Origin of the sequence: Mesorhizobium sp. M0601 (assembly GCF_040320845.1) — a bacterium.
Classification (GTDB): Bacteria; Pseudomonadota; Alphaproteobacteria; order Rhizobiales; family Rhizobiaceae; genus Mesorhizobium.
The window spans coordinates 40085-65238 of sequence record NZ_JAMYQK010000014.1 but is presented as its reverse complement, the minus strand read 5'-3'; the positions used below and the strand labels follow the sequence as shown (position 1 = coordinate 65238).

The 25154-nt window shown below is 62.0% G+C and carries 24 protein-coding genes; 10 read left to right on the top strand and 14 right to left on the bottom strand.

The genetic code is table 11. The features are described 5' to 3' along the window. Positions 1-2: 2 nt before the first annotated feature. The 6 genes from glgC to NKI41_RS15395 form a co-directional block, all read right to left on the bottom strand. Positions 3-1268 carry a glucose-1-phosphate adenylyltransferase gene (glgC, locus tag NKI41_RS15420; RefSeq protein ID WP_352470955.1) on the bottom strand — a complete coding sequence of 422 codons (1266 nt, stop codon included), beginning with the start codon at positions 1266-1268 and terminating at the stop codon, positions 3-5. A gap of 35 nt (positions 1269-1303) precedes the next feature. After that, complete coding sequence (gene glgB / locus NKI41_RS15415) at positions 1304-3517, bottom strand: 1,4-alpha-glucan branching protein GlgB (protein ID WP_352683813.1); 2214 nt, start codon at positions 3515-3517, stop codon at positions 1304-1306. Positions 3518-3663: 146 nt separating this feature from the next. Further along, positions 3664-6132 carry a glycogen/starch/alpha-glucan phosphorylase gene (locus tag NKI41_RS15410; protein WP_352470953.1) on the bottom strand — a complete coding sequence of 823 codons (2469 nt, stop codon included), beginning with the start codon at positions 6130-6132 and terminating at the stop codon, positions 3664-3666. A gap of 175 nt (positions 6133-6307) precedes the next feature. Continuing rightward, on the bottom strand, positions 6308-7090 hold the full coding sequence (locus tag NKI41_RS15405; RefSeq protein WP_352470952.1) for an ATP-binding cassette domain-containing protein: 783 nt from the start codon (positions 7088-7090) through the stop codon (positions 6308-6310). 2 nt (positions 7091-7092) lie between these two features. After that, a complete protein-coding gene (locus NKI41_RS15400; RefSeq protein ID WP_352503463.1) occupies positions 7093-8154 on the bottom strand; it encodes an ABC transporter permease in 1062 nt (353 codons plus the stop codon). Between the two features lie 154 nt (positions 8155-8308). Further along, positions 8309-9286 (bottom strand): sugar ABC transporter substrate-binding protein, encoded by a 978-nt coding sequence (locus NKI41_RS15395; RefSeq protein WP_502893787.1) that lies wholly within the window; start codon positions 9284-9286, stop codon positions 8309-8311. Positions 9287-9553: 267 nt separating this feature from the next. Here NKI41_RS15395 and NKI41_RS15390 point away from each other — a divergent pair, with 267 nt between their 5' ends. From NKI41_RS15390 to NKI41_RS15365, 6 genes are all read left to right on the top strand, one after another. Beyond that, complete coding sequence (locus NKI41_RS15390; protein WP_352470950.1) at positions 9554-10783, top strand: ROK family transcriptional regulator; 1230 nt, start codon at positions 9554-9556, stop codon at positions 10781-10783. 2 nt (positions 10784-10785) lie between these two features. Continuing rightward, on the top strand, positions 10786-11232 hold the full coding sequence (locus NKI41_RS15385; protein ID WP_352470949.1) for an RbsD/FucU family protein: 447 nt from the start codon (positions 10786-10788) through the stop codon (positions 11230-11232). Next, positions 11229-12152: a carbohydrate kinase family protein gene (locus NKI41_RS15380; RefSeq protein ID WP_352470948.1), complete on the top strand. Its 924-nt coding sequence runs from the start codon at positions 11229-11231 to the stop codon at positions 12150-12152. Before NKI41_RS15385 ends, NKI41_RS15380 begins: the two co-directional genes overlap by 4 nt. Before the next feature lie 254 nt (positions 12153-12406). Continuing rightward, the gene (locus NKI41_RS15375; RefSeq protein ID WP_352683810.1) at positions 12407-13549 is read left to right on the top strand and encodes a DegT/DnrJ/EryC1/StrS family aminotransferase; all 1143 of its coding nucleotides are present in this window, start codon (positions 12407-12409) and stop codon (positions 13547-13549) included. 18 nt (positions 13550-13567) lie between these two features. Beyond that, positions 13568-13774 (top strand): hypothetical protein, encoded by a 207-nt coding sequence (locus tag NKI41_RS15370; RefSeq protein ID WP_352470946.1) that lies wholly within the window; start codon positions 13568-13570, stop codon positions 13772-13774. 162 nt (positions 13775-13936) lie between these two features. Further along, on the top strand, positions 13937-14956 hold the full coding sequence (locus NKI41_RS15365; protein ID WP_352470945.1) for an LLM class flavin-dependent oxidoreductase: 1020 nt from the start codon (positions 13937-13939) through the stop codon (positions 14954-14956). A 38-nt stretch (positions 14957-14994) separates the two neighbouring features. On the opposite strand, the gene NKI41_RS15360 is transcribed toward NKI41_RS15365, so the two are convergent. Genes NKI41_RS15360 through NKI41_RS15350 form a run of 3 tightly spaced genes read right to left on the bottom strand, consistent with a single transcriptional unit; the run spans position 14995 to position 16571 of the window. Next, positions 14995-15477, bottom strand: a complete 483-nt coding sequence (locus NKI41_RS15360; protein ID WP_352470944.1) for an RES family NAD+ phosphorylase — start codon at positions 15475-15477, stop codon at positions 14995-14997. Then, the gene (locus NKI41_RS15355; protein WP_352614887.1) at positions 15474-15905 is read right to left on the bottom strand and encodes an antitoxin Xre-like helix-turn-helix domain-containing protein; all 432 of its coding nucleotides are present in this window, start codon (positions 15903-15905) and stop codon (positions 15474-15476) included. Before NKI41_RS15355 ends, NKI41_RS15360 begins: the two co-directional genes overlap by 4 nt. A 39-nt stretch (positions 15906-15944) precedes the next feature. After that, positions 15945-16571, bottom strand: coding sequence for a CDP-alcohol phosphatidyltransferase family protein (locus NKI41_RS15350; protein WP_352470942.1), 627 nt, complete (start codon positions 16569-16571; stop codon positions 15945-15947). Between NKI41_RS15350 and NKI41_RS15345 the strand changes: the two genes are divergently transcribed. From NKI41_RS15345 to NKI41_RS15335, 3 genes are all read left to right on the top strand, one after another. Beyond that, positions 16570-16830 (top strand): hypothetical protein, encoded by a 261-nt coding sequence (locus NKI41_RS15345; RefSeq protein WP_352614884.1) that lies wholly within the window; start codon positions 16570-16572, stop codon positions 16828-16830. The two genes, NKI41_RS15350 and NKI41_RS15345, sit on opposite strands and share 2 nt — an antisense overlap. A 51-nt stretch (positions 16831-16881) precedes the next feature. Next, positions 16882-17394, top strand: a complete 513-nt coding sequence (locus NKI41_RS15340) for a phosphatidylglycerophosphatase A family protein (protein WP_352614882.1) — start codon at positions 16882-16884, stop codon at positions 17392-17394. Positions 17395-17473: 79 nt separating this feature from the next. After that, entirely contained in the window at positions 17474-18550 is a 1077-nt protein-coding gene (locus tag NKI41_RS15335) for a tartrate dehydrogenase (RefSeq protein WP_352470939.1), read from the top strand. A gap of 98 nt (positions 18551-18648) precedes the next feature. Here NKI41_RS15335 and NKI41_RS15330 read toward each other — a convergent pair whose 3' ends face one another. Beyond that, entirely contained in the window at positions 18649-20250 is a 1602-nt protein-coding gene (locus NKI41_RS15330) for an FAD-dependent monooxygenase (RefSeq protein ID WP_352683808.1), read from the bottom strand. Between the two features lie 97 nt (positions 20251-20347). On the opposite strand from NKI41_RS15330, the gene NKI41_RS15325 reads away from it, so the two are divergent. Then, positions 20348-20791 (top strand): MarR family winged helix-turn-helix transcriptional regulator, encoded by a 444-nt coding sequence (locus NKI41_RS15325; RefSeq protein WP_352470937.1) that lies wholly within the window; start codon positions 20348-20350, stop codon positions 20789-20791. A gap of 286 nt (positions 20792-21077) precedes the next feature. On the opposite strand, the gene NKI41_RS15320 is transcribed toward NKI41_RS15325, so the two are convergent. The 4 genes from NKI41_RS15320 to NKI41_RS15305 all read right to left on the bottom strand — a co-directional run bounded on the left by NKI41_RS15320 (position 21078) and on the right by NKI41_RS15305 (position 25145). Then, on the bottom strand, positions 21078-22385 hold the full coding sequence (locus NKI41_RS15320) for a type II toxin-antitoxin system HipA family toxin (protein WP_352470936.1): 1308 nt from the start codon (positions 22383-22385) through the stop codon (positions 21078-21080). Next, a complete protein-coding gene (locus NKI41_RS15315; protein ID WP_502899609.1) occupies positions 22385-22768 on the bottom strand; it encodes a helix-turn-helix domain-containing protein in 384 nt (127 codons plus the stop codon). The genes NKI41_RS15320 and NKI41_RS15315 overlap by 1 nt, the downstream gene beginning before the upstream one ends. A 135-nt stretch (positions 22769-22903) precedes the next feature. Continuing rightward, positions 22904-24082, bottom strand: coding sequence for a hypothetical protein (locus tag NKI41_RS15310; protein WP_352470935.1), 1179 nt, complete (start codon positions 24080-24082; stop codon positions 22904-22906). Between the two features lie 55 nt (positions 24083-24137). Next, positions 24138-25145, bottom strand: coding sequence for a succinylglutamate desuccinylase/aspartoacylase family protein (locus NKI41_RS15305; protein ID WP_352470934.1), 1008 nt, complete (start codon positions 25143-25145; stop codon positions 24138-24140). Positions 25146-25154: the final 9 nt, after the last annotated feature.

Below are 25154 nucleotides of genomic sequence, written 5' to 3'. Positions count from 1 at the left end.
CACTACGATCCCAGCCTGTTGATCATGTCCTGCGTGACCAGGCAGATGCCTTTTTCCGAAACGCGGAAACGCTTGGCGTCGAGGACGGGATCCTCGCCGACCACCAGACCCTCCGGAATCCTGACGCCGTGATCGATGACCACGCGCTTCAGCCTGGCGCTGCGGCCGACATGGACGTCCGGCAGCATGACGACCTCCTCCAGCGTCGAATAGGAATTTATGCGCGCGCCGGTGAAGATCAGGCTTCGCTTCAGCGAAGCGCCCGAAACGATGCAATCGCCCGACACGAGAGACGACACGGCCGACCCGCGGCGGCCATCCTCGTCATGCACGAACTTTGCCGGCGGCTTCAACTCGGCATAGGTCCAGATCGGCCAATCGCGGTCGTAAAGGTCGAGTTCCGGCGTGATGTCGGTCAGGTCGATATTGGCCTCCCAATAGGCGTCGACCGTGCCGACGTCGCGCCAATAGGCCTCGTTCTCGGCGGTCGAGCGCACGCAGGATTTGGCAAAACGATGGGCGATCGCCTTTCCGTGCTCGACGATGTAGGGGATGATGTCCTTGCCGAAGTCCCGGCTCGAGCCGGGCTCCGCCGCATCGCGACGCAATTGCTCCATCAGGAATTTGGTCTTGAACACATAGATGCCCATCGAGGCCAGCGCGAAATCCGGTTTGTCGGGAATGCCCGGCGGATCGGCGGGCTTTTCGATGAAGGAGATGATGGTGTCCTTGGGATCGACATGCATGACGCCGAAGCCCGTGGCTTCCATGCGTGGCACTTCGAGGCAGCCGACGGTGACGTCGGCGCCGGCCTCGACATGCTGGCGCAGCATCATTTCGTAGTCCATCTTGTAGATGTGGTCGCCGGCCAGGATGACCATGTATTCCGGCCCGTAGGCCTCGATGATGTCGATGTTCTGGTACACGGCGTCGGCGGTGCCCTCATACCATTGCGTTTCCGACACACGCTGACTGGCCGGCAGGATGTCGAAACTCTCGTTGCGCTCGGGCCGCAGGAAGTTCCAGCCGCGCTGCAGATGGCGGATCAGCGAATGCGCCTTGTACTGGGTGGCGACGCCGAGGCGGCGGATACCGGAATTGAGCGCATTGGACAGCGCGAAATCGATGATGCGGGTCTTGCCGCCAAAATAGACCGCCGGCTTGGCGCGGCGGTCGGTCAGTTCCTTGAGCCGGCTGCCACGGCCGCCTGCCAGCACATAAGCCATGGCGTCGCGTGCCAGCGGCTGTGTTCGTTTTATTTCAGCCATTCCTATCCTCCCAGGTTAGATGCTCCAGACATAGCTCAGTCCGGGACGAATTCGAGCATGATCGTCGACAGCGGCGGCAAAAGCATCGTCGCCGAAATCCCTCCCCCTTCCGCCCGAGCCTCGACGACGCCGCTATTGCCCTTGCCGGAACCGCCATAATCCGTGGCATCGGTGTTGATGATCTCGCGCCATTTTCCGGCCTGCGGCAACGGCACGCGGTAATTGTCGCGCGGCACCGGCGTGAAGTTGGAAATGACGGCGACCGGGTTGCCGCCCGGCGCGCTGCGCAGCCAGGCAAAGACCGAGTTCGCGCTGTCGTCGACGATCAGCCAGGAAAAGCCCTCCGGCTCGCAGTCGCGGGCATGCAGCGCGGGGCGCGAGCGGTAGAGATAGTTGAGATCGCGCACCGTCTGCCAGACGCCACGGTGGAACCGGAAATCGAGCAGGTTCCAGTCGAGCGCGCGCGCCTCGCTCCACTCGCGGCGCTGTGCGAACTCCTGGCCCATGAACAACAGCTTCTTGCCAGGATAACCCCACATGAAGGCGCAGTAGGCCCGCAGCGTCGCGAATTTCTGCCAGTCGTCGCCGGCCATCTTGTTGAGCAGCGTGCCTTTGCCGTGCACCACCTCGTCATGGGACAGCGGCAGCACAAAATTCTCGCTGAAAGCGTAGACCAGGCCGAAGGTGATGTCGTTGTGGTGATGCTTGCGGAAGATCGGCTCCTTGGAGAAATACTCCAAAGTGTCATGCATGAAACCCATGTTCCACTTGAAACCGAAGCCCAGTCCGCCTTCATGCACCGGCTGCGAGACTTTCGGCCACGAGGTCGATTCCTCGGCGATGGTCATCACACCTGGATGGTGGCCGTAGACCTCCTTGTTCATCCGCTGCAGGAAGCTGACCGCTTCGAGGTTCTCTCGCCCGCCCTTCTCGTTGGGAATCCATTCACCGGCCTTGCGCGAATAATCGAGATAAAGCATCGAGGCGACCGCATCGACGCGCAGTCCGTCGACGTGATATTTCTCGGCCCAGAACAGCGCATTGTTGACCAGGAACGAAATCACTTCGCGACGGCCGAAATTGTAGATCGCTGTGTTCCAGTCGGGATGGAAGCCCTTGCGCGGATCGGCATGTTCGTAGAGCGCGGTACCGTCGAACTTTGCCAGACCGTGTTCGTCAACCGGGAAATGCGCCGGCACCCAGTCAAGGATGACGCCGATGCCTGCACGGTGGGCGCCGTCGACGAAGCGGGCAAAACCGTCCGGATCGCCAAAGCGGGCAGTCGGCGCATAAAGACCCGTCGTCTGGTAGCCCCAGGACGGGTCATAAGGGTGTTCGGAGATCGGCATGAATTCGATGTGGGTAAAACCGGTCTCGACCACGTAAGGGATCAGCCTGTCGGCGAGCTCATCCCACGACAGGAAGCTGCCGTCGTCGTGAAGCCGCCATGACCCGGCATGGACCTCGTAGATCGATACGGCTTCGCGCCTGTGGTCGGCATTGCGCCAGTAGTTCCGGTGCGCCTCGTCACCCCATTCATGCGCCGGCGGCAGTGCCGTAACCGAGGCGGTGGCCGGGCGCAGTTCGGACTTGAAGGCAAACGGATCGGCTTTGAGCGGCAATCTCACGCCATCCGGCCCGATGATTTCATACTTATACGGGCGGCCAGCGCCGATGTCGGGAATGAACAGCTCCCAGATGCCGGTGTCGCGGCGGATGCGCATGGTATGCCTGCGGCCGTCCCACTCGTTGAAGTCGCCGACCACCGAGACACGCCTTGCATTGGGCGCCCACACCGCAAAATGCACACCCGATGCACCCTCATGGTCGATGAGATGGGCGCCGAGCTTGTCGAACAGCCTGAGATGCGACCCTTCGGCGATGTAATAATCGTCCAGCGGGCCGAGCACGGGACCGAAGGAATATGGATCGGTCAGCCACCAGTCACCGCCGGAATTCCTGGCGTGATAGCGCAGCGGCTGGCGTTTGCGCAGCGACAATTTGCCTTCGAAGAAACCGCGGTCGTCGTGTCTCGACAGCTCGCCGGCCTTCTTGCCGGTCAGCGTATAGGCGGTGACGAACTCGGCATGAGGGACGAAGCAGCGGGCGACAAAGCCCTTCCCCGCCTCATGCACGCCAAGCACGGCAAACGGATCGCCGTGCGTGCCGGCGACAATCGCCGCGACATCGTCGGCTGGCGCCAGTCCGTCCGGCCCGCTTGTCGCAACGGTCGCGCGCGGCTTGCTCATCAGGCAGTGACCCTCCCCGGGCACCAAGTGTATGTTTCTAGTGAAGTTTTGAGTTCGACAGTCGCCATGCCGCCTTACCCTCCAAGGGATGCGAGGGTCAAATCACTCCACTAGGGCCACATTGTTCCTGGTCTCATGCAATCACATCAGGCGGGCACGTGCCAGATGTCTTTCGCATATTGGCGAATCGTTCGATCGGACGAGAACCAGCCGACGCGCGCGACATTGCGGATCGCTCTGGCGTACCAGTCCGGGCTGTTGCGCCAGACGGCATCGACGTCGCGCTGGGTGGCGGCGTAGGCATCGAAATCCGCGGCGACCATGAACCAGTCGCTCTGGTAAAGGCCGTTGATCAGGTCGCGATAACGGTCCGGATCATCAGGTGAAAAAACCCCGGACGAAACCGCGGCAAGCGCCTGCGCCAATTCAGGCGATCCCTCGATCACAGCGCGCGGATCGTAACCATTGTTGCGCCGCTCGGCGACTTCCTCTGTGGTCAGCCCGAAGATGAAGATGTTGTTGTCGCCCACACATTCCTTGATCTCGACATTGGCGCCGTCGAGCGTGCCGATGGTCAGCGCGCCGTTCAGCGCGAACTTCATGTTGCCGGTGCCGGACGCTTCCATGCCGGCGGTCGATATCTGCTCCGACAGATCGGCGGCCGGCATCATGATCTCGGCCAGGCTGACATTGTAGTTCGGCACGAATACCACTTTCAGCAAGCCGCGTACCGCCGGGTCGCGGTTGATGACTCGGGCGACGTCATTGGCAAGTTTGATGATCAGCTTGGCGTTGTGATAGCTGGGCGCCGCCTTGCCGCCAAAGAATTTGACGCGAGGCATCCAGTCGCGCTCCGGATGCGAGCGGATCTGGTCGTAAAGCGCGACCGCTTCGAGAATGTTCAAGAGCTGGCGCTTGTATTCGTGGATGCGCTTGACCTGGATGTCGAACAGCGCCGACGGGTCGACCTTGATGCCGAGCCGGTCTGCAACGAGATTGGCAAGCCTCGTCTTGTTCGCCCGTTTGACGGCGGCGAACTTGTCGCGGAAGGCGGCGTCCTCGGCAAGAGGATCAAGCCGGTTTATCTCGTCGATGTCGTCGAGGAAGCCATCGCCAATCGCCTCTCGGGTGAGTGCAGTGAGGCCGGGATTGCACTGTATCAGCCAGCGCCGCGGTGTGATCCCGTTGGTCTTGTTGTTGATGCGATCCGGGTAGAGCCTGTGGAGGTCGGCAAACACCGTCTCCTTCATCAATTCCGTATGCAGTGCCGAGACGCCGTTGATCGAGTGCGAGCCGACAAAGGCCAGATTGCCCATACGCACGCGGCGATCGCCATTTTCCTGGATCAGCGAGATGCGGCTGATCTGCTCGTCCGAGAACTGGTCGGAGGCGCGCGCCTCGAGCAGCACCTCGGCGTTGATGGCGTAGACGATCTGCATGTGGCGCGGCAACAGCCGCTCGAACAGCGGCACGGGCCAGCTTTCCAACGCTTCGGGAAGGAGCGTGTGGTTGGTGTAGCCGAAGGTGCGCTTGGTGATGCTCCAGGCCTGGTCGAAATCCATGCCGTGGACATCCATCAACAGGCGCATCAACTCGGGGACGGCGATGGCCGGATGGGTGTCGTTAAGATGGATCGCCGCCTTGTCGGGCAGCGATTGCAGGTCGCCATACTGGCTGAGATGACGCTGGACGATGTCCTGCAGCGAGGCGGTGGAGAAGAAATACTCCTGCCTGAGCCGCAACTCCTGGCCGGCCTTGTGGGAATCGGCCGGGTAAAGGACGCGCGACAACGCATCGGCCTTGTTGCTTTCGGCGAGCGCACCGATGTGATCGCCGGCATTGAACTTGTCGAGCAGGATCGGGTCGACCGGCATGCCGGACCACAGACGCAGCGTGTTGACGCGGTTGGCCCGCCAGCCAACCACTGGCGTATCGTAGGCAACGGCCAGAACATGTTCGGTCGGCTTCCAGACGTGCCGCTCGAGCCGGCCGTCCTTCGAGGTGATCGATTCCACCGAGCCGCCGAAACCGACCTCGAAGGAGCGTTCGCGGCGCTCGAACTCCCAGGGATTGCCGTGATCGAGCCACGTCTCGGGCAGCTCCACCTGCCAGCCGTCATGGACCTCCTGCCGGAACATGCCGTTGGCGTAGCGGATGCCGTAGCCATGCGCGGGTATATTGACGGTCGCCATGCTTTCCATGAAGCAGGCGGCGAGCCGGCCAAGCCCGCCATTACCAAGGGCAGCGTCCGGTTCGAGCGCTGCAATGATGTCGAGGTCGACGCCAAGCGACGAAAGCGCCTCGCGCATATTGTCCATCAGGCCGAGATTGGAGAAGGCATCGCGCATCAGGCGGCCGATGAGGAATTCCAGCGACAGGTAATAGACGCGCTTTTCCTGCTGGGCGTAGGCCTCTTGGGTCGCCTGCATCCAGTGATCGACTATGCGGTCGCGTACAACCTTGATCGAGGCGGTGAGCCAATCGTACTGGGTTGCAACGTTGGTGCCCTTGCCGAGCCTGTATTTGAGGGCTTGCAAGACTTCCTCGGCGAGCGTCTTGGGATCCGGGTTTTTGAGCGTGGGCAGAGGAGCTTCGGTTGTCATCGCGCGCGTCATGCTGCCTCTCGTGACGTTGCCAGGATCATGCGGCTTTCACCATCTCTGCCAATGCTAGTGCATCCCACCGGATGTTCAATCGATTCAGGTGATCGCAAGCCGGGTTGCCCTGCGGCAATTTGGCATTTGGAAACAGCGCATTTGGGACCCTTGGCGATGGGCCTCAAGTTCTTGCTCAAGCCGCCAGCGCCGCTTCCGGCGGCACCTTGGCGCCCGTCATGAAGGCGACCGCGTCGGACATCGTATACTGCTTCGGATCGATGACGCACAGGCGACGGCCGAGCCGGTGAATGTGGATGCGGTCCGCCACCTCGAAGACATGCGGCATGTTGTGTGAAATCAGCACGATCGGCAGGCCTCGCTTCTTCACGTCGAGAATCAGTTCGAGGACGCGGCGGCTCTCTTTGACGCCAAGTGCCGCCGTCGGCTCATCCATGATCACCACCCGGCTGCCAAAGGCGGCGGCGCGCGCCACCGCCACGCCCTGACGCTGGCCGCCGGAAAGCGTTTCCACGGCCTGGCTGATGTTCTGGATGGTCATCAGGCCAAGCTCCGTGAGCTTGTCGCGGGCGCGCTTTTCCATCGCCGGGCGGTCGAGCATGCGCAGCCATTCGCCGAGGAACCCCGGCTTGCGGATCTCCCGGCCGAGGAACATGTTGTCGGCGATGGACAGCGCCGGCGACAGAGCCAGGTTCTGATAGACTGTTTCGATGCCGGCCTCCCGTGCCTCCATCGGCGACTTGAACGCAACGGGCTTGCCTTCAAGTCGTATCTCACCTTCGTCGGGCACGACCGCGCCGGAAATCGCCTTGATAAGCGACGACTTGCCGGCGCCGTTGTCGCCAATGACGGCAAGGATTTCGCCCGGATAGAGGTCGAAATCGGCGTTGTCGAGGGCGGTGACGCGGCCATAGCGCTTGACCAGACCGCGCGCGATGAGGATGGGTTCCTGGGTCATGGCTATGCCGAAACCTTTCTGATCCATTGATCGATCGCCACGGCGCCGATGATCAGCACGCCGGTGAGCAGCACCTTCCACTGCGGATCGGCGCCCAGCATGTTGAGGCCCATCGAGACGACGCCGACGATCATGGCGCCGAACAGCGTGCCGAGGATCGAGCCGCGCCCGCCGAACAGAGAAATACCGCCGATCACCGTCGCGGTGATGGCCTGAAGATTGTAGTCGGTGACAGCGGCGGAAGGAGAGATCGAGCCATTGCGGCCGATGGAGACCCAAGCTGCGAAGGCGGCGATCAGCCCGGCAAGGGCATAGACGGTCATCAGCACCTTCTTCGTCTGGATGCCCGACAGTTTCGCAGCCTCCTGATCGTCGCCGACCGCGTAGACATGGCGGCCCCATGCGGTGTGGTTGAGCACGTACCAGAGGACCAACACGAGAACGACCATGGCAATGACGCCAAGCGTCAGCACGGCCGTGCCGACCTTAAAGCTCAGGGCAAACAGGTGCAGCAGAGGCGCCTGGACGTCGACGTCGGTGTCGCGGATCGTCTCATTGGCCGAATAGATGAAGTTGGTGGCCATGACAATGTTCCAGGTGCCGAGCGTCACGATGAAGGGCGGTAGCTTCATGTAGGCGACCAGCACACCGTTGAGCAGGCCGCACGCGCCACCGGCGAGAAGCCCGATCGCCACCGCGAGCACGGCCGGCATACCGTAGCTGACCGCGCAATTGCCCATGATCACAGCCGAAATCACCATGATCACGCCAATCGACAGGTCGATGCCGGCAGTCAGGATCACCAGCGTCTGTGCGGCGCCCAGAATGCCGACAATGGCGATCTGCTGAAGGATCAGCGTCAGCGTATAGGATGAAAAAAAACGCCCGCCGATGGTGATACCAAAAATAATGATAGCCAGAACCAACACGATAAGCGGCACCGCTGCCGGCGTGGAATGCAGGAAATGCTGGGCACGCTTGACGGCCGATTTATGGTCGTCGAACGCGGCGACGCTTGTGTCGCTGCTCGATAGAACTTTTTCGAATTCTTGTGCTTGAGCCATGTTTCCTCCCCTGGGCTTCGGCCAACCGCCGACGCCATCCACGCCTTCCGGTCTGCCGCCGGCACTATTTGCGTTTAGATCGGCACATCGTCCACCCGGAGCGGCCGGGGATCAAGCCCCGGCCGATCGCGATCTGTTGCCGGTCAGGCCAGGCTCAACCCCAGCACTTGGCGAGGCCTTCCTTGGTGTCGATGGACTTCACACCGTTGGCGGGCTTGTCGGTGACAAGATTGACGCCGGTATCGAAGAAGTTCTTGCCTTCGGTCGGCTTCGGCTTCGTCCCGTCCTTGGCGAAAGTGGCGATCGCCTCGATGCCGAGCGCCGCCATTTGCAGCGGATATTGCTGCGAGGTAGCGCCGATCACGCCTTCGGTCACCGATTTCACGCCGGGGCAGCCACCGTCGACCGAGACGATCAGCACCTGGCTTTCGAGACCGACGGCCTTCAGCGCCTGGTAGGCGCCGACAGCTGCGGGCTCGTTGATGGTGTGGATGACGTTGATGGTGTTATCCTTCTGCAGAAGGTTCTCCATCGCCTTGCGACCACCCTCTTCATTGCCGTTCGTCACGTCGTGGCCAACGATGCGCGGATCGTCCTCGTCGCCGATCTTGTTGGGGTCCTTCACGTCTATGCCGTAGCCCATCATGAAACCCTGGTCGCGCAGCACATCCACCGTGGGCTGCGACGGCGTCAGGTCGAGGAAGCCGATCTTGGCATCCTTGGCCTTATCGCCAAGCGTCGCGGCGGCCCATGCGCCGATCAGCTTGCCGGCTTCCAGATTGTCGGTCGCGAAGGTCGCGTCAGCCGCATCGATCGGATCAAGCGGGGTGTCGAGCGCGATCACCAACAGCCCGGCGTCCCGCGCTTTCTTCACGGTCGGCACGATACCCTTGGTGTCGGACGCGGTGATGAGGATACCCTTGGCCCCGTCGGCGATACAGCTCTCGATTGCAGCCACCTGGCTCTCGCTGTCGCCGTCGATCTTGCCGGCGTAAGTCTTGAGATCGACGCCAAGCTCCTTGGCCTTGGCCGCCGCACCTTCCTTCATCTTGACGAAGAAGGGATTGGTGTCGGTCTTGGTGATCAAGCAGGCGCCGACCCCGGCGGCCGATGCCGTCGACGCAAAGGCCATCAGGCTCAGTCCGGCCGCGGCAAACACGGTGGATTTCAACAGTTTTGACGTGGTCACGATTTTCCTCCCATGGAACCATTTAGGATGCCGGCCAACCGGCATCTGCAGCGCGTCCGACGAAATCTCCCAGTGTCGGCGCCGACCTCAAGAGACACCAGTCCGGCAGCACTGTCAATAATTAAATCACTCTTATTTATTATTGACAACGCAGGATTGTTCACTCACTCTAGACCAAAAGCATTGAGGGGAAACGACGGGAGGAACAGGGTGGAGACCGGCATTACGAGGCACGGCTCGCCCGATGCGGCCGAAAGCCGCCTGCACCGCGGCACCAACCAAAGCGGCATGCGGGACCACAATGAGCGGCTGGTGCTGTCGCTGGTGCGCCAGCACGGCAGCCTGGCCAAATCCGACATCGCACGTATGACCGGCCTTTCGGCGCAGACAGTGTCGGTCATCATGCGCGAGCTGGAGGAGGACGACCTGCTCGTCCGCCAGGCGCCGTTGCGCGGCAAGATCGGCCAGCCCTCGATACCCATGGCGCTCAATCCCGACGGCGCCTATTTCATCGGCCTGAAGATCGGCCGCCGCAGCGCCGAATTGGTGCTGATCGATTTCCTCGGCAGTGTGCGCTCGATGCTGCAGCATTCCTACCGCTATCCGGCGCCGCGCGAAACGGTGGAATTCGTCACAAGCGGCATGAAGAAGATGCGCGGCGAACTCACCCCGGCGCAGGATAAACGCATTGCCGGGCTTGGCATCGCCATGCCGTTCGAATTGTGGAACTGGGCCGACACCGCCGGCGCGCCGCGTGAAATCATGGACGAATGGCGCCATCGCGACATCCGCGCCGATATCCAGGCGCAATGCGAATTTCCAGTCTATCTGCAGAACGACGCCACCTCGGCCTGCGGCGCCGAACTCGTGTTCGGCCACGCGGCGGGTGCGGCACGCGATTTCGTCTATTTCTATATCGGTGCCTTTGCCGGCGGCGGCATCGTGCTGAACGGCCGGTTGTTTGGTGGCCCAACCGGCAATGCCGGCGCGCTGGGCTCGATGCCGGTGCCAGGGCCGGACGGCAAGCCGACGCAGTTGATCGACGTGGCGTCGATCGCCATGCTGGAAAAGGCGCTCAACGCGCGCGGCATCGAGGCCTCGCATCTGTGGACATCACCGGGGGACTGGGGCGAGATCGGCGCCGAGCTTGACGACTGGATCGCCAGCGCCTCGCAGGCGCTTGCCTATGCCATCGTTTCGGCCTCCTCCGTCATTGACTTCGATGCCGCGGTGATCGACGGATGGATGCCGCTTGCCGTGCGCAGGCGGCTTGTCGATGCCGTTATCCAGGCCATCGGCCGGATCGACGGCGAAGGCCTGAGGCTGCCGGCCGTTCGCGAGGGAACCGTCGGCATCCATGCGCGGGCGCTGGGTGGCGCCAGCCTGCCGCTGTCGGAGCGCTTCCTCATCGGCTCGACCACGATTTCCAGGAGCTTCTGAGCATGCTGATCGGCATCCCGGCGCTGCTCGGCCCCGAGCTTCTGGCGATATTGCGCGCCATGGGCCATGGCGACGAGATCGCCTTGGTCGACGGCAACTACCCGGCCGAGCAGCAGGCACAGCGGCTGGTCCGCGCCGACGGTCATCATCTCGTCCCCGTGCTCGATGCGGTATTGAGCGTATTGCCGGTCGACGACGCCGTGCCGCAGGCGCTGTTTCGCGCCTCGGCCAAAGGCGATCCCCTGCTCGCCGATCCGGTTCACTATGAGATGGAAGCGATCTGCGCCAGGCGTGCGCCGGGCCGCAAGGTGGTTGCGCTTGCCGGTGCCGACTTCTATGCACGGGTCAAGGCCGCGCACGCGATCGTCGCGACTAGCGAGCCGCGGCTTTATGCCAACATCATCATTCGCAAGGGCGTGATCTATCCGCCGGAAAGCAAGACTTCATGATCCTCTGCTGCGGCGAAGCCCTGATCGACATGCTGCCGCGGACCACGACGGAGGGCGAGCCGGCCTTTGCCCCCTATGTCGGCGGTGCCGTCTTCAACTCGGCCATTGCGCTAGGCCGGCTCGGCGCGCCCGCTGCCTTTTTCTCCGGCCTGTCGTCGGATCTGTTCGGCGGGCAGTTCAGGGAGGCGCTGGGGAACAGCAAGGTCAGCTCGACCTATGCGCACACTTCGCCGCGGCCGACCACGCTCGCCTTCGTGCGGCTCACCAACGGCCAAGCGACCTACACCTTCTATGACGAGAACACCGCCGGGCGCATGCTGACCATCGAGGACCTGCCGGAACTCGGCAGCGAGATCGAGGCCATGCTGTTCGGCGCCATCAGCCTGATCTCGGAGCCGGCCGGATCGGCCTATGAGGAGTTCATGCGGCGCGAACATGAGCGCCGCGTGATGATGCTCGACCCCAACATCCGGCCAAACTTCATTCCCGACAAGGCCAAGCACCTCAGGCGCATCCGCGGCATGATGGCGATGGCCGACATCGTGAAACTGTCGGACGAGGATTTGAACTGGTTCGGCGAAGCCGGCTCGCATGAAGACGTCGTCCGTAACTGGCTGGATCGCGGCCCAAAGCTGATCGTGGTCACCCACGGCAGCGAAGGCGCGGTCGGTTACAGCAGCCAGCACCGGGTCACCGTCGTGCCGGACAAGGTCGAGGTGGTCGATACGGTCGGAGCCGGCGACACATTCAATGCCGGCATTCTTGCCTCCTTGCATGAACAGGGTCTGCTGTCGAAGACGGCAATCGCCAGTTTGCCGGAAGACGCCATCCACAAGGCGCTGACGCTTGGCGCCAAGGCCGCGGCGGTGACGGTATCGCGGGCCGGCGCCAACCCGCCATGGCGGCATGAAATCGCCTGACCGGCTGGTGCGCAGCCCATGGACTGCTCACCGGCGATCACTTTATGTTTCGTCCAGCCTGGCGGGCGGGGTGCGAAGCCTGTAACAGGCCGGCCGAAGCCCGGATTTCCACGCCTTTAAGAGGCCAGATCGGAAATCAGAGGTAACAGGCTGCGACACTTGAGCAATTCAGGGTTTTTGCCCTGCGGCTTTCTCGGCCGTACCAAGTCTGCTACCAGCGGCCGGTTATCTGACTAAAACCGTTTGAGGCCGACATGCAGTTCATCGATCTTGGCGCGCAGCGCGAACGCATCCGCGACAGGCTGAAAGCGGCAATAGACCGGGTTGTCGACGAAGGCCGCTATATTCTCGGACCGCAGGTCACCGAATTCGAAAACAAGCTCGCCGCCTATATCGGCATCAAGCACGTGGTCGCTTGCGCCAACGGCACCGATGCGCTGCTGCTGCCACTGTTTGCCGCCGGCATCGGCCCGGGCGACGCGGTGTTCGTGCCGAGCTTCACCTTCGCCGCCACGGCCGAAGTGGTGGCGCTGACCAAGGCCGAACCGGTGTTCGTCGATGTCGATGCCGACAGCTACAATATCGACATCGCCAGCCTCGAGGCGGCAATTGCCATGATCAAGGCGGAGGGCCGGCTGAGGCCGAAGGCAATCATTCCCGTCGACCTGTTCGGCCTCGCCGCCGATTACGAGGCGATCATGGCCATCGCCGATCGCGAAGGCCTGATGGTCATCGAGGATGCGGCGCAGGCGACCGGCGGCTCGGCTGACGGCAAGATGTGCGGCTCGTTCGGCACCGTCGGCTCGACCAGCTTCTATCCGGCAAAGCCGCTCGGCTGCTATGGCGACGGCGGTGCGATGTTCACCAATGACGATGCGCTGGCCGAACAGCTGCGCTCGTTCGCCTTTCACGGAAAGGGCGAAACGCAATATGACAATGTCCGCGTCGGCATCAATTCACGGCTCGACACGCTTCAGGCGGCGATCCTGATAGAGAAGCTGGCCATCCTCGAGGACGAGATGGTGGCGCGGCAAGCGGTCGCCAATCGCTATGCCGAAGGTCTCGGCGATATCGTCAAGGCGGCGCGCAATCTGGGCGGCGGCCGCTCGGCCTGGGCGCAATACGCCATCGAAACGCCGAAACGGGACGGGCTCAAGGCACATCTCGGTGAAAAGGGCATTCCGTCGGTCATCTACTATGTGAAACCGCTGCACAGCCAGATTGCCTATCGCGATTATCCGCGCACGCCGACCGGCCTTGCCGTTTCGGAAGAGCTGCCGAAGCGCATCCTGTGCCTGCCAATGCATCCCTATCTGAGCGAGGCTGACCAGGACCGGATCATCGAAACGATCCGAAACTATATCAGCTCGAATTCGGCGCATGTAGCGGCGGCATAAATTCGAAAGCTTCGAAGCATGGTCGCGGAATACATCGACGAGTTCATCATGTTCTGCGCCGGGTTGTGGATGGCTGGCATCGGCTTCGGATTTCTCGCGGACCCGTTCCAAGCTCGCCCCGGCCAGCAGCAAGCATGGTGGACCAACTTTGGGACTCGCTTCAAATGGATGGGACCGCTGTTGATCCTCATCGCGATAGCGCTCGCATTCGCGGCACCTTCCTAGGCTGGCGTCCGACGGCAGCTCGGCACGGTCGGCCATCGTTGATCAACAACCGCCGATTCAAGCTTTGCGCGTCAAGGCAGGCGGTCATCGGCACCGATTTTGCGATGCTTTGCTGCGCGCCGCAGCATAGTCTGCACCTGGCTCCCCTTTAGGCTGGTTCTCATGAAGAAGATTGGTTTCCTCTCGTTCGGGCACTGGACGCCCTCGCCGCAATCGCAGACGCGGACGGCATCCGACGCGCTTTTGCAGTCCGTCGAGTTGGCGGTCGCGGCCGAGGAGCTGGGTGCGGACGGCGCGTATTTCCGCGTGCATCACTTCGCCCGCCAGCTCGCCTCGCCCTTCCCGCTGCTGGCGGCGGTCGGCGCAAAGACCAGCCGAATCGAGATCGGCACGGCGGTGATCGACATGCGCTATGAGAACCCGCTCTACATGGCCGAGGACGCCGGCGCCGCCGACCTAATCGCCGGAGGGCGTCTGCAGCTGGGCATCAGCCGAGGCTCGCCGGAGCAGGTGATCGAGGGATGGCGCTACTTCGGCTACGCCCCGCAAGAGGGCGAGAGCGATGCCGACATGGCCCGTAGACACACCGGAGTGCTGCTCGAAGTGTTGCTGGGCAAAGGCTTTGCGCAGCCCAACCCGCGGCCGATGTTTCCCAACCCGCCTGGCCTGCTTCGCGTCGAGCCGCACTCGGAGGGCCTGCGCGAGCGCATCTGGTGGGGCGCCGCCACAAACGCCACCGCCGAATGGGCGGCGAAACTGGGGATGAACCTGCAGAGCTCCACGCTCAAATTCGATGAAGGCGGAAAGCCGTTTCACGTCCAGCAGGCCGAACAGATCCGGGCTTTTCGTGAGGCCTGGAAGGCGGCCGGACACACGCGCGAGCCGCGGGTGTCGGTGAGCCGGAGCATTTTTGCGCTGGTCGACGATCGCGACCGAGCCTATTTCGGCGGCAACCAGAGCGGAGATCATTTCGGTTACATCGAGGCAGACAGACGCGCGGTGTTCGGCCGCTCCTATGCCGCCGAACCGGACGTCCTGATCGAGCAGCTAAAGGGCGACGAAGCCATCGCCGAGGCCGATACGCTGCTGCTTACCGTCCCCAACCAGCTCGGCGTCGAGTACAATGTCCATGCCATCGAGGCGATCCTGACCCATGTCGCTCCAGGCTTGAGTTGGCGCTGACGGGTTGTGTTAAGTAGGAACCTGCCTCTCTGCCCGGCTCAGGAGCCAAACAGGCGGCTATCCCAGTATACGGGTTGATGCAGGCTGGCCGTGATCAGGGAAAACTCCGGATGTGCCGGATTGATCAACACGTTGTTGTCGGGGCGAGCCACGACGCTTGGCACGATCAGGATCGCGCTGCGGCGCTCGACACACCATGTCTCACCGAATTCCTTGCTCACCGTTGCCGGCATCATATCCCATCCGGGCAACGACGGCTGAGAAAAGAGTTCGTAGCTCAGCCCGCGCGGAAGCATGATCTGGACGTAAGGCTGGTTGGGCGGCAGTCTGCCGCTGCCGTGCACCAGCTTTTCCAGCAAGGCCGTTGAATAATGCTCGCTGGTGTAGATCAACGGGCTGCCGGGCGTGTTCCAGCGGCCAGGCGCTATCGTCGAGCCCGTCGCGTCGAAGATCGGATATGTGCCGGCTGGATCGCCGATCCTGAAGCACTGCAGCATGCGATCGAGTATCTGTGCCGTCAAGCAGCGGTGCCGTACTTCAGGCCTGCAAGGATATCGAGCACCAGTTCGGCGCCGATCTCGCTTTGAATGACCACGTCGATCGGGCGTCGGTCTTCCAGCATGGGATGAGACCGAAACAGAAAGTCACGAGCCTCACCTTCGATCTGCCAAACGTCGAGGGCCAGGTTCCATAGGCGCGCCACCCGCGCCACCCGCATGCCCTCTTCCGAAGAGAGTCGGAGAGCACCTCTCTTGCGGCGCTCATAAGTTGCCTTTGGGACGAGGCGATATTTGAATTGCGTATCGGCCGGTGCCAGCAATTGTGAGACGCGTTCAAGCGCACCCAACGGCAATCCGTCTTCGATTCGAGCCATCAGCCCGAATGGCGACCGTGCAGCCGTCTCCTTGGGCGGCAGCCCCAGCACATCGGCTATATTTCCAAATGCCATTAGCCTCAGGTGAGGCCAAGTGCAAGCATCCCCGTAGTCTCACGGCTGCTTCCCGTCGGCTCGTTTCAGCATCGCAAATGCGCGACTGATCCGTTGCAGGGCTGTGGCGTTGGCCAGCACTGCGTACAGCGCGAACCCACCCGCCAGAATCCAGGGCGAAGCCGCGCCCATCGCGGTCGCGACTCCGTCGGCGGCGAGCAGCACGCAAATGAACACCAGACGTTCCATCCGCTCGAAGAAATCCGGCCAACCGTGGTTTTTCACAGGGATTTCCAGCGCCGTCCGCGCCTTGGCGTAACTGGTGAGGATCCCGCCCGCGAATGCGAACATTGCGATCGCCCACAGATCGGCAACCCAGCCGATAGCCGCAAAGACGGCCAATTCCTGATAGCGGTCGACGACGGCGTCGAAATAGCCACCGGCCTTGGTGCTCATATTTGTCCGGCGGGCGACCGCACCGTCCAGCGCATCGAAGCTGAAGGCAAACGCCAGGCAAAGGCCAAAGGCAAGACTTGAATGATGAAACGCGTAGGCGGCCGAAGACAAAGCCACGAGCACCAGCCCGCTGGCCGTAACCTGGTTCGGCGTCATGCCGATCCCGATCAGCGGAGAGGCGGCCTGCTCCCATAGCGGGTCGATGCGACTTTTCATGAGACCGGCGATCATGGCGGCTCCTCTGATGATGTCGGTTGACGGAGCTTTACCAGCAATTTGCGGGTTTGTTCCACCGTCGCCACCGTTTCGGTTGGCCAATGCGGGCCGAGACCGGGCTCAGCAACGTTCTCAACTTGCCGCAAAAATGATCTCGTTTGGCGAATGGGGCCGGCGGATTAAGGTACTCGCCGAGCTGGCGGCGAAACAGAACTTCCAGTCGCTGCGACAGCTGCCCGACAGCATTTTCACGGTTTGGGCGATGCCCTTGTGAGGTGGTGCAAATCGAACAGCAGTCTGGCGGCAGCACCCGAACGATGTGACTATGATCGCTTGCGATCCGTGGGAAGCCGGCCGAAAATCGATGCATAAGTTTCCACCCAAGTTCGCCTACCTGCTCGCGACCTCTGTCGGCGCGGGATTATCTCCAATATGGCCGGGCACGGCCGGCGCAATGGTTGGAGTGGCTGTTGCCGCGGCTCTGATACCCGCATCACCTTGGCTGACGGTGCTTGCCTACGTGGCCCTGTTCGCCGTCGGCGTATGGGCGTCATCGTATGTTATCTCCCGTACCGGGACGGAGGATCCGCAGATCGTCGTCATTGATGAGACCTTCGGCGCGGCGCTAACCCTTTCCATGCTGCCCCTCGATCCGCTCTGGTGGGCAGCAGGCTTCCTTGCTTTCCGGTTTTTCGACGTCGTCAAGCCTTGGCCCATCCGTATCGCACATGACAAGGTAAGGGGTGGGGCCGGTATCATGCTGGACGATGCGGCTGCGGCTGTGGCCGCCGGGGTGCTGCTGCTCCTGCTGAACGGATTGATTGACCATTTGCCGTAATGGCGGCATTCGGCCTCACGGCCAAAGGCCAGCACGATGGTCCGTGCTAGTTTAGCGCCACAAGGGGAGGACTGGACTAATGCGAAGCTATAGGATCGCGGCCATTCCAGGCGATGGGATCGGCAAGGAAGTCGTAGCGGCCGGCCTTCGTGCGCTGGCCGCCTGCGCCACGCGCGACGGCGGTTTCAGTCTCGAGGTGCAGCATTTCGACTGGGGCTCGGACTACTACAAGTTCAACGGCGTGATGATGCCCAAGGACGGCACCGAGCGGCTGAAGGCCTTCGATGCGATCTATTTCGGCGCTGTCGGCGCGCCAGACGTGCCCGACCATCTGACGCTTTGGGGGTTGCGGCTCGCGATCTGCCAGCCCTTCGACCAGTACGCCAATGTCCGCCCGACCCGCATCCTGCCCGGTATCGAGAGCCCGCTTCGCGGCGTCACGGCAGGGGATCTCGACTGGGTCATCGTTCGGGAGAATTCGGAAGGCGAATACGCCGGCCAGGGCGGGCGCTCGCATCTCGGCCTGCCTGAGGAAATCGCGACCGAGGTCTCGATCTTCACCCGCGCCGGCGTGACGCGCATCATGCGCTTCGCCTTCGAGATGGCGCGGTCGCGGCCGCGAAAGCTGTTGACCGTGGTCACCAAGTCGAACGCCCAGCGTCACGGCATGGTGCTCTGGGACGACATCGCCCGTGAGGTCGCGGCCGATTTTCCTGATGTCGCATGGGACAAAATGCTGGTCGACGCGATGACAGTGCGCATGACGCTCAATCCGCGCTCGCTCGACACAATCGTCGCGACCAATCTTCACGCCGATATCCTGTCGGATCTTGCGGCCGCACTTGCCGGATCGATCGGCATTGCGCCGACTGCGAACCTCAACCCCGCGCGGCGGTTTCCGTCGATGTTCGAGCCGATCCACGGCTCGGCCTTCGACATCACCGGCAAGGGCATCGCCAATCCGGTCGGCACGTTCTGGTCGGCGGTGATGATGCTGGAGCATCTTGGCGAGCCGGCTGCCGCGGCGCGCCTGATGCGCGCCATCGAGCGCGTGACGGCGGACGCCTCACTGCACACGCCCGATCTCGGCGGAAGTGCCACCACCGATAAGGTCACCGAAGCGGTGTGCGCGGCCCTACTCGGCGACAACGAGTAGGAAAGGAGCAAGCGCCTGGCATCGTTGTCATTCCCAGTGATGGCATCGGCAAGGAAGTCATGCCCGAAGGCGGGAGGCGCATCCGCACTCGCCGCCGCTCACCGATGATGTTCGTGCGCCTCCGTGCGGAAACCGAGCCCATCAAGTGTTTCGATCAGCACCTGTACAGGATCAGGCACACCGTGCGTTGACCGCCACGCGACAAATCCGTCCGGTCTGACCAAGGCGGAACCGCCGCTTTTAACCCCGAGCACGGAAGGCCACCGATGGTCCAAGTCAAGCAGATCCCCATTCGCACCCAACGAGTGGCACGTCAGCGGCATCCCGAGGCGCTGGCTTACGGAGTCAGCGGCCTGACACCATGCTTCGTCCGCGCAGAGGAGAAGAAGATCGCGGTCGCACAAATCGAGACTCGAAATCCGCTGGCCGGCACGTCCGACCGCGAAATGCGGCAAACGCGTGCCGGGGCGGCCCGACAGCTCCGTGGATTTTTGGAATGGGTGATCGTCCGGTGTGGATGCCAGAGCCACGATGCCTGCAGCGTAGCGTTGGCCAAATACCACGTCGTAATCCTCGACGATCGCAACAGGAGGAGGCAACCGCTTCGACGGATCGTCGAACCATTTCAGTAGGCGGGCGAGCGCTTGCGCCAACGTAGCCTCGATGACCGGCCGGCGCTCCATGTCATAGCTATCCAGCAACGAGGGATCGGCATGCCCGCGTGCTACCATCGCAAGCTTCCAGGCAAGGTTATGGGCGTCGTGGATACCTGAATTGCCACCGAAAGCGCCTATTGGGGGCATCACATGTGCGGCATCCCCCACAAGAAACGCGCGGCCTCGGCGGAATTGGCGCGCTGTGAGGGCGGCCACTTCCCAGGAGCGCGCATCGACAAGCCTCGTCGTGATGTCCGGCCGGCCCGCACCTCGTATGATCAGTTCCCTGCACTTGGCTTCATCAAAATCCTGTGGTTTCTCGCCCTTTTCGGGAAAGTACTGGAGCGCCAGAAGCCATCGTCCACCCTGTCTGGGCGTGAAGGTCCCGTTGAGGTCCGTCACGAAGCACGACGTGAAGCGCTTGCCGCCTATCGTCGGAGGCATGTCCGTGTCAAAGACGACATTCATCCAGTGCTGAAGGCCGCCTGCCCCGCTGCGGCTGATCTCCAGCCTCTCTCGCAGGGAACCGTTCGCACCGTCCGCGACGATCAGATAGTCGGCCGAGATGACCTCCTTTGCGCAGGTCGCGATATCGCGAATTTCCGCGCGGACGACGGTCTCGTCCTGATCGAAAGTCACCAGCTCCGTGCTGAAACGCACGTCTGCACCGTTCCGCTCGGCGTAGCGGCGCAGAATCGGTTCCAGGACGTGCTGATCACACGTCGCTGGTTGCGTGGGGCTGAGGGCACTTGCATCCGGCCACGCCGGTCCGCCCCATTGAATCTGCGGATCGGCGAGATTCCTGGCGCGCGCAATAGCGCCTGCCTGCTGGTCCCCCGTCCGATTTGTACGAATCTCCTCCTCGAGGCCGAGGCTTCGGAATATCTCCATGCTGCGCGGGGAGATGCCGGCAAACTTGTACTGGATTGACGTGTCGGGATGACGCTCGACGAGGACACACGCAATGTCGTTGTGAGCCAAAAGGGCGGCCGCCGTCAGACCGTTCAGGCCGCCTCCGACGACGAGAACCGTGGTATTGGTCATCTCGGATCTCCTCTCATTGCTTTGACCACAAAAACATTTTGATTGATCAAATCATATGATTGGTCCAAGTATGTGTCAAGACACGAAGGAGCGTGGAATGAGACCGAGCCAAGATCGCTTGCAGCACGCCACCGAGGCATGGCGCCTGATGTTTGATTTCCTGATGCGGTCCGCGCCGGACCGGTTGGCGATCCAGCAGAAATTGGGCCTGACGCCCAACGACTCCCGCGCCCTCTTCACGCTCGACAAAGATGCGGGCAAGCCGATCGGCGCATTGGCTGCTCAATGGCAGTGCGATCCATCGACGGCGACCTGGCTGGTCGACCGGCTTGAGCAGGCGGGGCTCGCCGAACGGATTCCGTCGCCAGGCGATCGCCGTGTGAAGCTTGTCAAGCTCACACCCAAAGGTGCCGCAACCATCAAGGAATTGATGAAGGAATATCACAAACCCCCGCCCGAGATACTTGCGCTTCCACGCGCTGATCTGGATCAGTTGATCGGCCTCGTAAGAAAGTTACAGGCTGGCAAATCCGTGAGTTGATCCTATCCCGGAAAGGCACTGGCTAGGATCGGGTAGCGCCGCGTCACACTTTCCATGCTGCCGCTCGAGCTGCTCTGGTGGTCGGCAGGTTCCTTGCTTTCCGGTTTTTTGACGTGGTCAAACCTTGGCCCATCCTATCGCGCATGAGAAGGTAAGGGGTGGGTTCGGCATCATCTGGACGACGCAGCGGCGGCCGTGGCCGCCTGGATGCTGCTGCTGCTGAAGAAGACCATTTGAGCGTTGTCGCAATGGCGACATCAGTCTCGTTGCGTCTCTACTTTCAGCATCACGCCTCTTCCAGTCTGCGTACACGAGCCCTGACCCCATTGCCGATGGCATCAGCGACTTCCGCAGGAAAATCCTTTGGGAGCGATGCAGAAACCAGTTCGACCGCCGCTAGCGCCTGTTGGCGCAGCTCATCAAAGATCGCCTTGACGGGTTTCGGACCGATCCCTGCTTTGGCGGCGGTCTGGATAAAATGGCGTGGCATGACGCTGTCGACGAGGTAGTGGCGTGTGTCACCAATAGCCATCGCCAGTTTCATTTTGTTGCGCTTGATCTGTCCCGCATCAAGGCTGGGCTGCGCTGAAATCACATCATAGAGCGGCGTTATGCGGAACCGGCCGCCGGGGGAAAGAAAGACGCTAAAATTCTTGGCGTGCCCATCTGTGGCGCCGAGAAGCCAAAAGGCAACCACGGCCTTTAAAACCGCAGCCTGGTCTACCTCCGGTTGGTCGCTTCCCTTCATCAAATTGAGGATAGCCGGAACGCCAGGCCCGCCGTCGGATTCGTATTTCAGTGACGGCGGCACAGAAAGGGCCTGGCAGCAGTCTTCCTGGGGCAAACGCAGGAGACGATTGTCACTGGTCCATCGGCGATCGAACCGCTCGACCGCGAGCACGCGATTGCCTTCGAACTCCTCGATTGCGACGACGGCGCTCGGGAGCCCTAGGGCGGTTGTCAGCTTGAGGCAGAAAAATTCGTTCTCGACGCTGAAGGAAAGATCGATGCCATTTGGCAACCGTCCAATCTGTGGTTTGAGGATGTGCGTCGTGGCAGTCGTCGCCAGCGGCTTGTACCAACGTCCTTTCCAGAACAAGAGCGCAGTCTTTTCCTGAGCGCCAGCGATCGAGATCCGGAAGTCCTCGTCCTCGCCAAGCCCAAGGGGAGCCGATGCCAGATCGAGGAGAAGACGAGCAATCTCGGTATCGTCAACGGGTTTGCCGTTGACAATACCGGCGGGGCCTGGCTCGACACCATCCGGCAGGAATTGCAATGCGCCGACACAATCGCGCCCGACAGCGGCAAGCAGGTCGTAAGCGTCTATTCCTTGAGCATGAACACGCTCCGCCATACGGCGGCGAATGGGGACGTTGTCGGGCAGGAGATTGTCGAAGACGGCGATGACGGGCGCACCGATATAACGATCTTCACGCAGAGGCAGTGATAGCGAGACGGGCAGCGCGTGCTCCCAAGCAAGCCAGGACGGATCGTACTGAAAATCGATCGCGCCGCTGGATTGTCTATTCAGCCGCCCGACGAGACGGCTGTTCAAGAAGACATTTAGCGGGATGTGCTGCCGCGGACGAGCCATCAGAAGATGTCCTCGATCTCAGCCGGCTTTGCCTTGGTACGAGGGCGGACGACGAATTCGAGGTCGAGCGCTGCGAGAATATCGCAAAGCGTTCCGAGCTGGGTCCCAGGCGCGCCACTCTCGACGGCCGAGATGGTCGCCTGACGCAGCATCGTTTGGTCCCCGACATTGGTCTGGTTGAGGCGGAGCTTGCGACGCTGCCGGCGGACGGCATCTCCAATTTGCTTGGGTGTTCGGGCGATTTGGTCCACAGCATACCTCTCTAGCCATGGTATTATACGCTCGCGCAGATAAATTTCAATATACGCTTTTCCGTATCGAATTTTGTATACTTTGAAGCGTATAAGCAGCAATATGGTCGGCGTATGATCTTCGATCCGCATGGACCGTCACCGCCATGCTTTCAGCTTGTCCGGCCGCCGCCGGCCAATGTGACCGAAGCGAATAGCCGGCATGCTCATAAAGCTCCAAGGCAAAGTGAGGTCAGTCCTAGCAGACTGCGGCAACGGATCGGTTTTTCAAACGGATCTTGCGGCACTCACCCAATCGAGGCGTGCGGCAGGGACAAGGCCATAATTGTAAAAATTGATGCCGTCGACATCCGGCGCCATCGCAGCTTTGACCTTGGCGGTGAGGATGTCGGGGCCGGCCATTTCCGGATAGAACAGCCGGTAGCCGGCGCCGAGGAACTTTTTCACGCCAAGGGCTGCGCGTCCGGCCGCCATCAGGCTGGCGACATCGCCGGGCTGCATGTCGTAGGCACACAGGATTGCCCCGTCACAGACCTTGCCGAGCGCCGCGAGATCGCAGCCGCCAAGCCAACCGTCTTTCAAATCGATGATGACAACGCGGGTCGCCGGATTGGCCACCTCGCGCAGTTCGGCGACCAGGCTGGTCACCGGTTCGAACCGCCACAGCAGGTAGCCATGGAGTTCCGGCCATGGCAAAAAAGTGTCGAGGCCGCTCCCCGGAAAGTCTGGAAAGCGCCGTTCGGGCACGGCGCGCTCGCAGGTCTCGACGATCCATTGCCCGACGAGCTTGCGCGCTACTTCGCCGTCGACGCCGGCCTCGGCCGCGCGCGCAAGGCAGGACGGGCAGAAACATATCGACAACAGAAAATCGTCTTCCGGCATCAGCCCGACACCGTCTTTCTCATGATGGTATTCGTGGGCGAAGCCCATGAATGACGGGCTTTCAAGCTCGATCCGGTCCGGCCTGTAGCTGTGCGAGATATCGGCGATCAGCGCGCGGACATAAGCGCGCGCTTCCGGATGTGATGGGCAGAGATTGTAGTAGTTGGCATCGCCGAAGGCGTTGCGGGTTACGGCCTGCGGATGAAGCATGCCGAGCCGGGTGTTGTGCAAGCAGACCGTCCAACACGAAACGCCCAGCCCGCCCACCTCGCGCCGGCGGACAAGGTCGCCAAGCACATCGCCGCCTTCCATGATCACCTTCGCCACCTTGGGCTGGATGGCTAGGTCGGCCCAGTGTGCCGCATCTGGCTTGAAATAGATGGTTCCGTCTTCCGGAAAATAGGCTTTCCGGCGCGGGCTGCGCGGCTGCAGAAACCGGCCAGCGTGATACGAAGTCGCCAGACTGATCATGTTGAGCCCGGCACGCTCGACAAGATCGCGCTCGACCATCTCCAAGCCCAGATCCTGGACATCCCAAGGATAGGTCCACATCGACAGTTGCATCCGGTTATCCTCAGTCTTGATCCTGATATGGGCGTATGGTCGGGAGGGCTTCTTATCAGTCGACCGGCTCGGCGACCTGCATGAGGCAGTCTCCCGCCTCGCACATCGTGTGCAGCCGGCGCGAAAGCACAATGCCGCTTTCGAGGAAGTGCAGGGCTTGCTCGGCGAGGTCGAGTCGTTCGAGGTCGTGGTACCAGCCCGCCAGTTGGCCTGAAGTCACGCTGTCGCCCAGCCTGACTGCCGGCTCGAACCAACCACGGCTTGTGGCATAAAGGCCCTGACTGTGCCGAGACAACGAAAGAAGCCGCGTCGGCGCCGAAGGTCCGGTTGCCGGTGCAAGAACCGGCGCCTCAACCACTCCCAAGGCGGCCATCAGGGCGTCGAGTGCGCGGGCGGTAATCTCCATCGTATCGACCGTGACAGTGCCACCGCCGCCGAACTCTCCGCTGACGCCGATGGCGCCGGCCCGGCGCGCCGCACCCATGGAGGTCGGTGAGGCCTGGCCGTTATCGGCCACGAACCCATAGGGCATGCTGAGCGTCCGCATTAGCTCCACACCGCGCCGGTGCCGGTCGGGATCGGTATTGTGCTCGACAAGCGCGGTCGGCAGATGCTCCATCGAGGTGCCGCCAGAATGAATGTCGAAGATGACGTCGTGGCGGGGAAACAGTTCCATCTCCAGGAAATTGGCAAGCCGGCTTGTTGGCGTGCCTGACGGGTCGCCCGGAAAGGCGCGGTTGAGATTGCCGCCGTCGAGTGGCGAGCAGCGCTTTGCGGCGATCACCGCCGGCACGTTCGCCATCGGCAGGATGGTGACGCGACCCTTGATCTGCTTGGGATCGAGCCGGCGCACCAGCTTTGCCAACGACAGCTCGCCTTCATATTCGTCGCCGTGATTGCCGGCCATCAGAAGCACCGACGGGCCTTCGCCGTTGCGGACAAGGCAGATCGGGACCTTGACCTGGAAATAGGGCGAACGGTCGATCGAAAACGGAATGCTGAGATGGCCGAGTGTCTTGCCGTCCCGGTCGAAGTCGAGCGTATGGCTGAGGCCGGTGTGCATGGCGGCGGC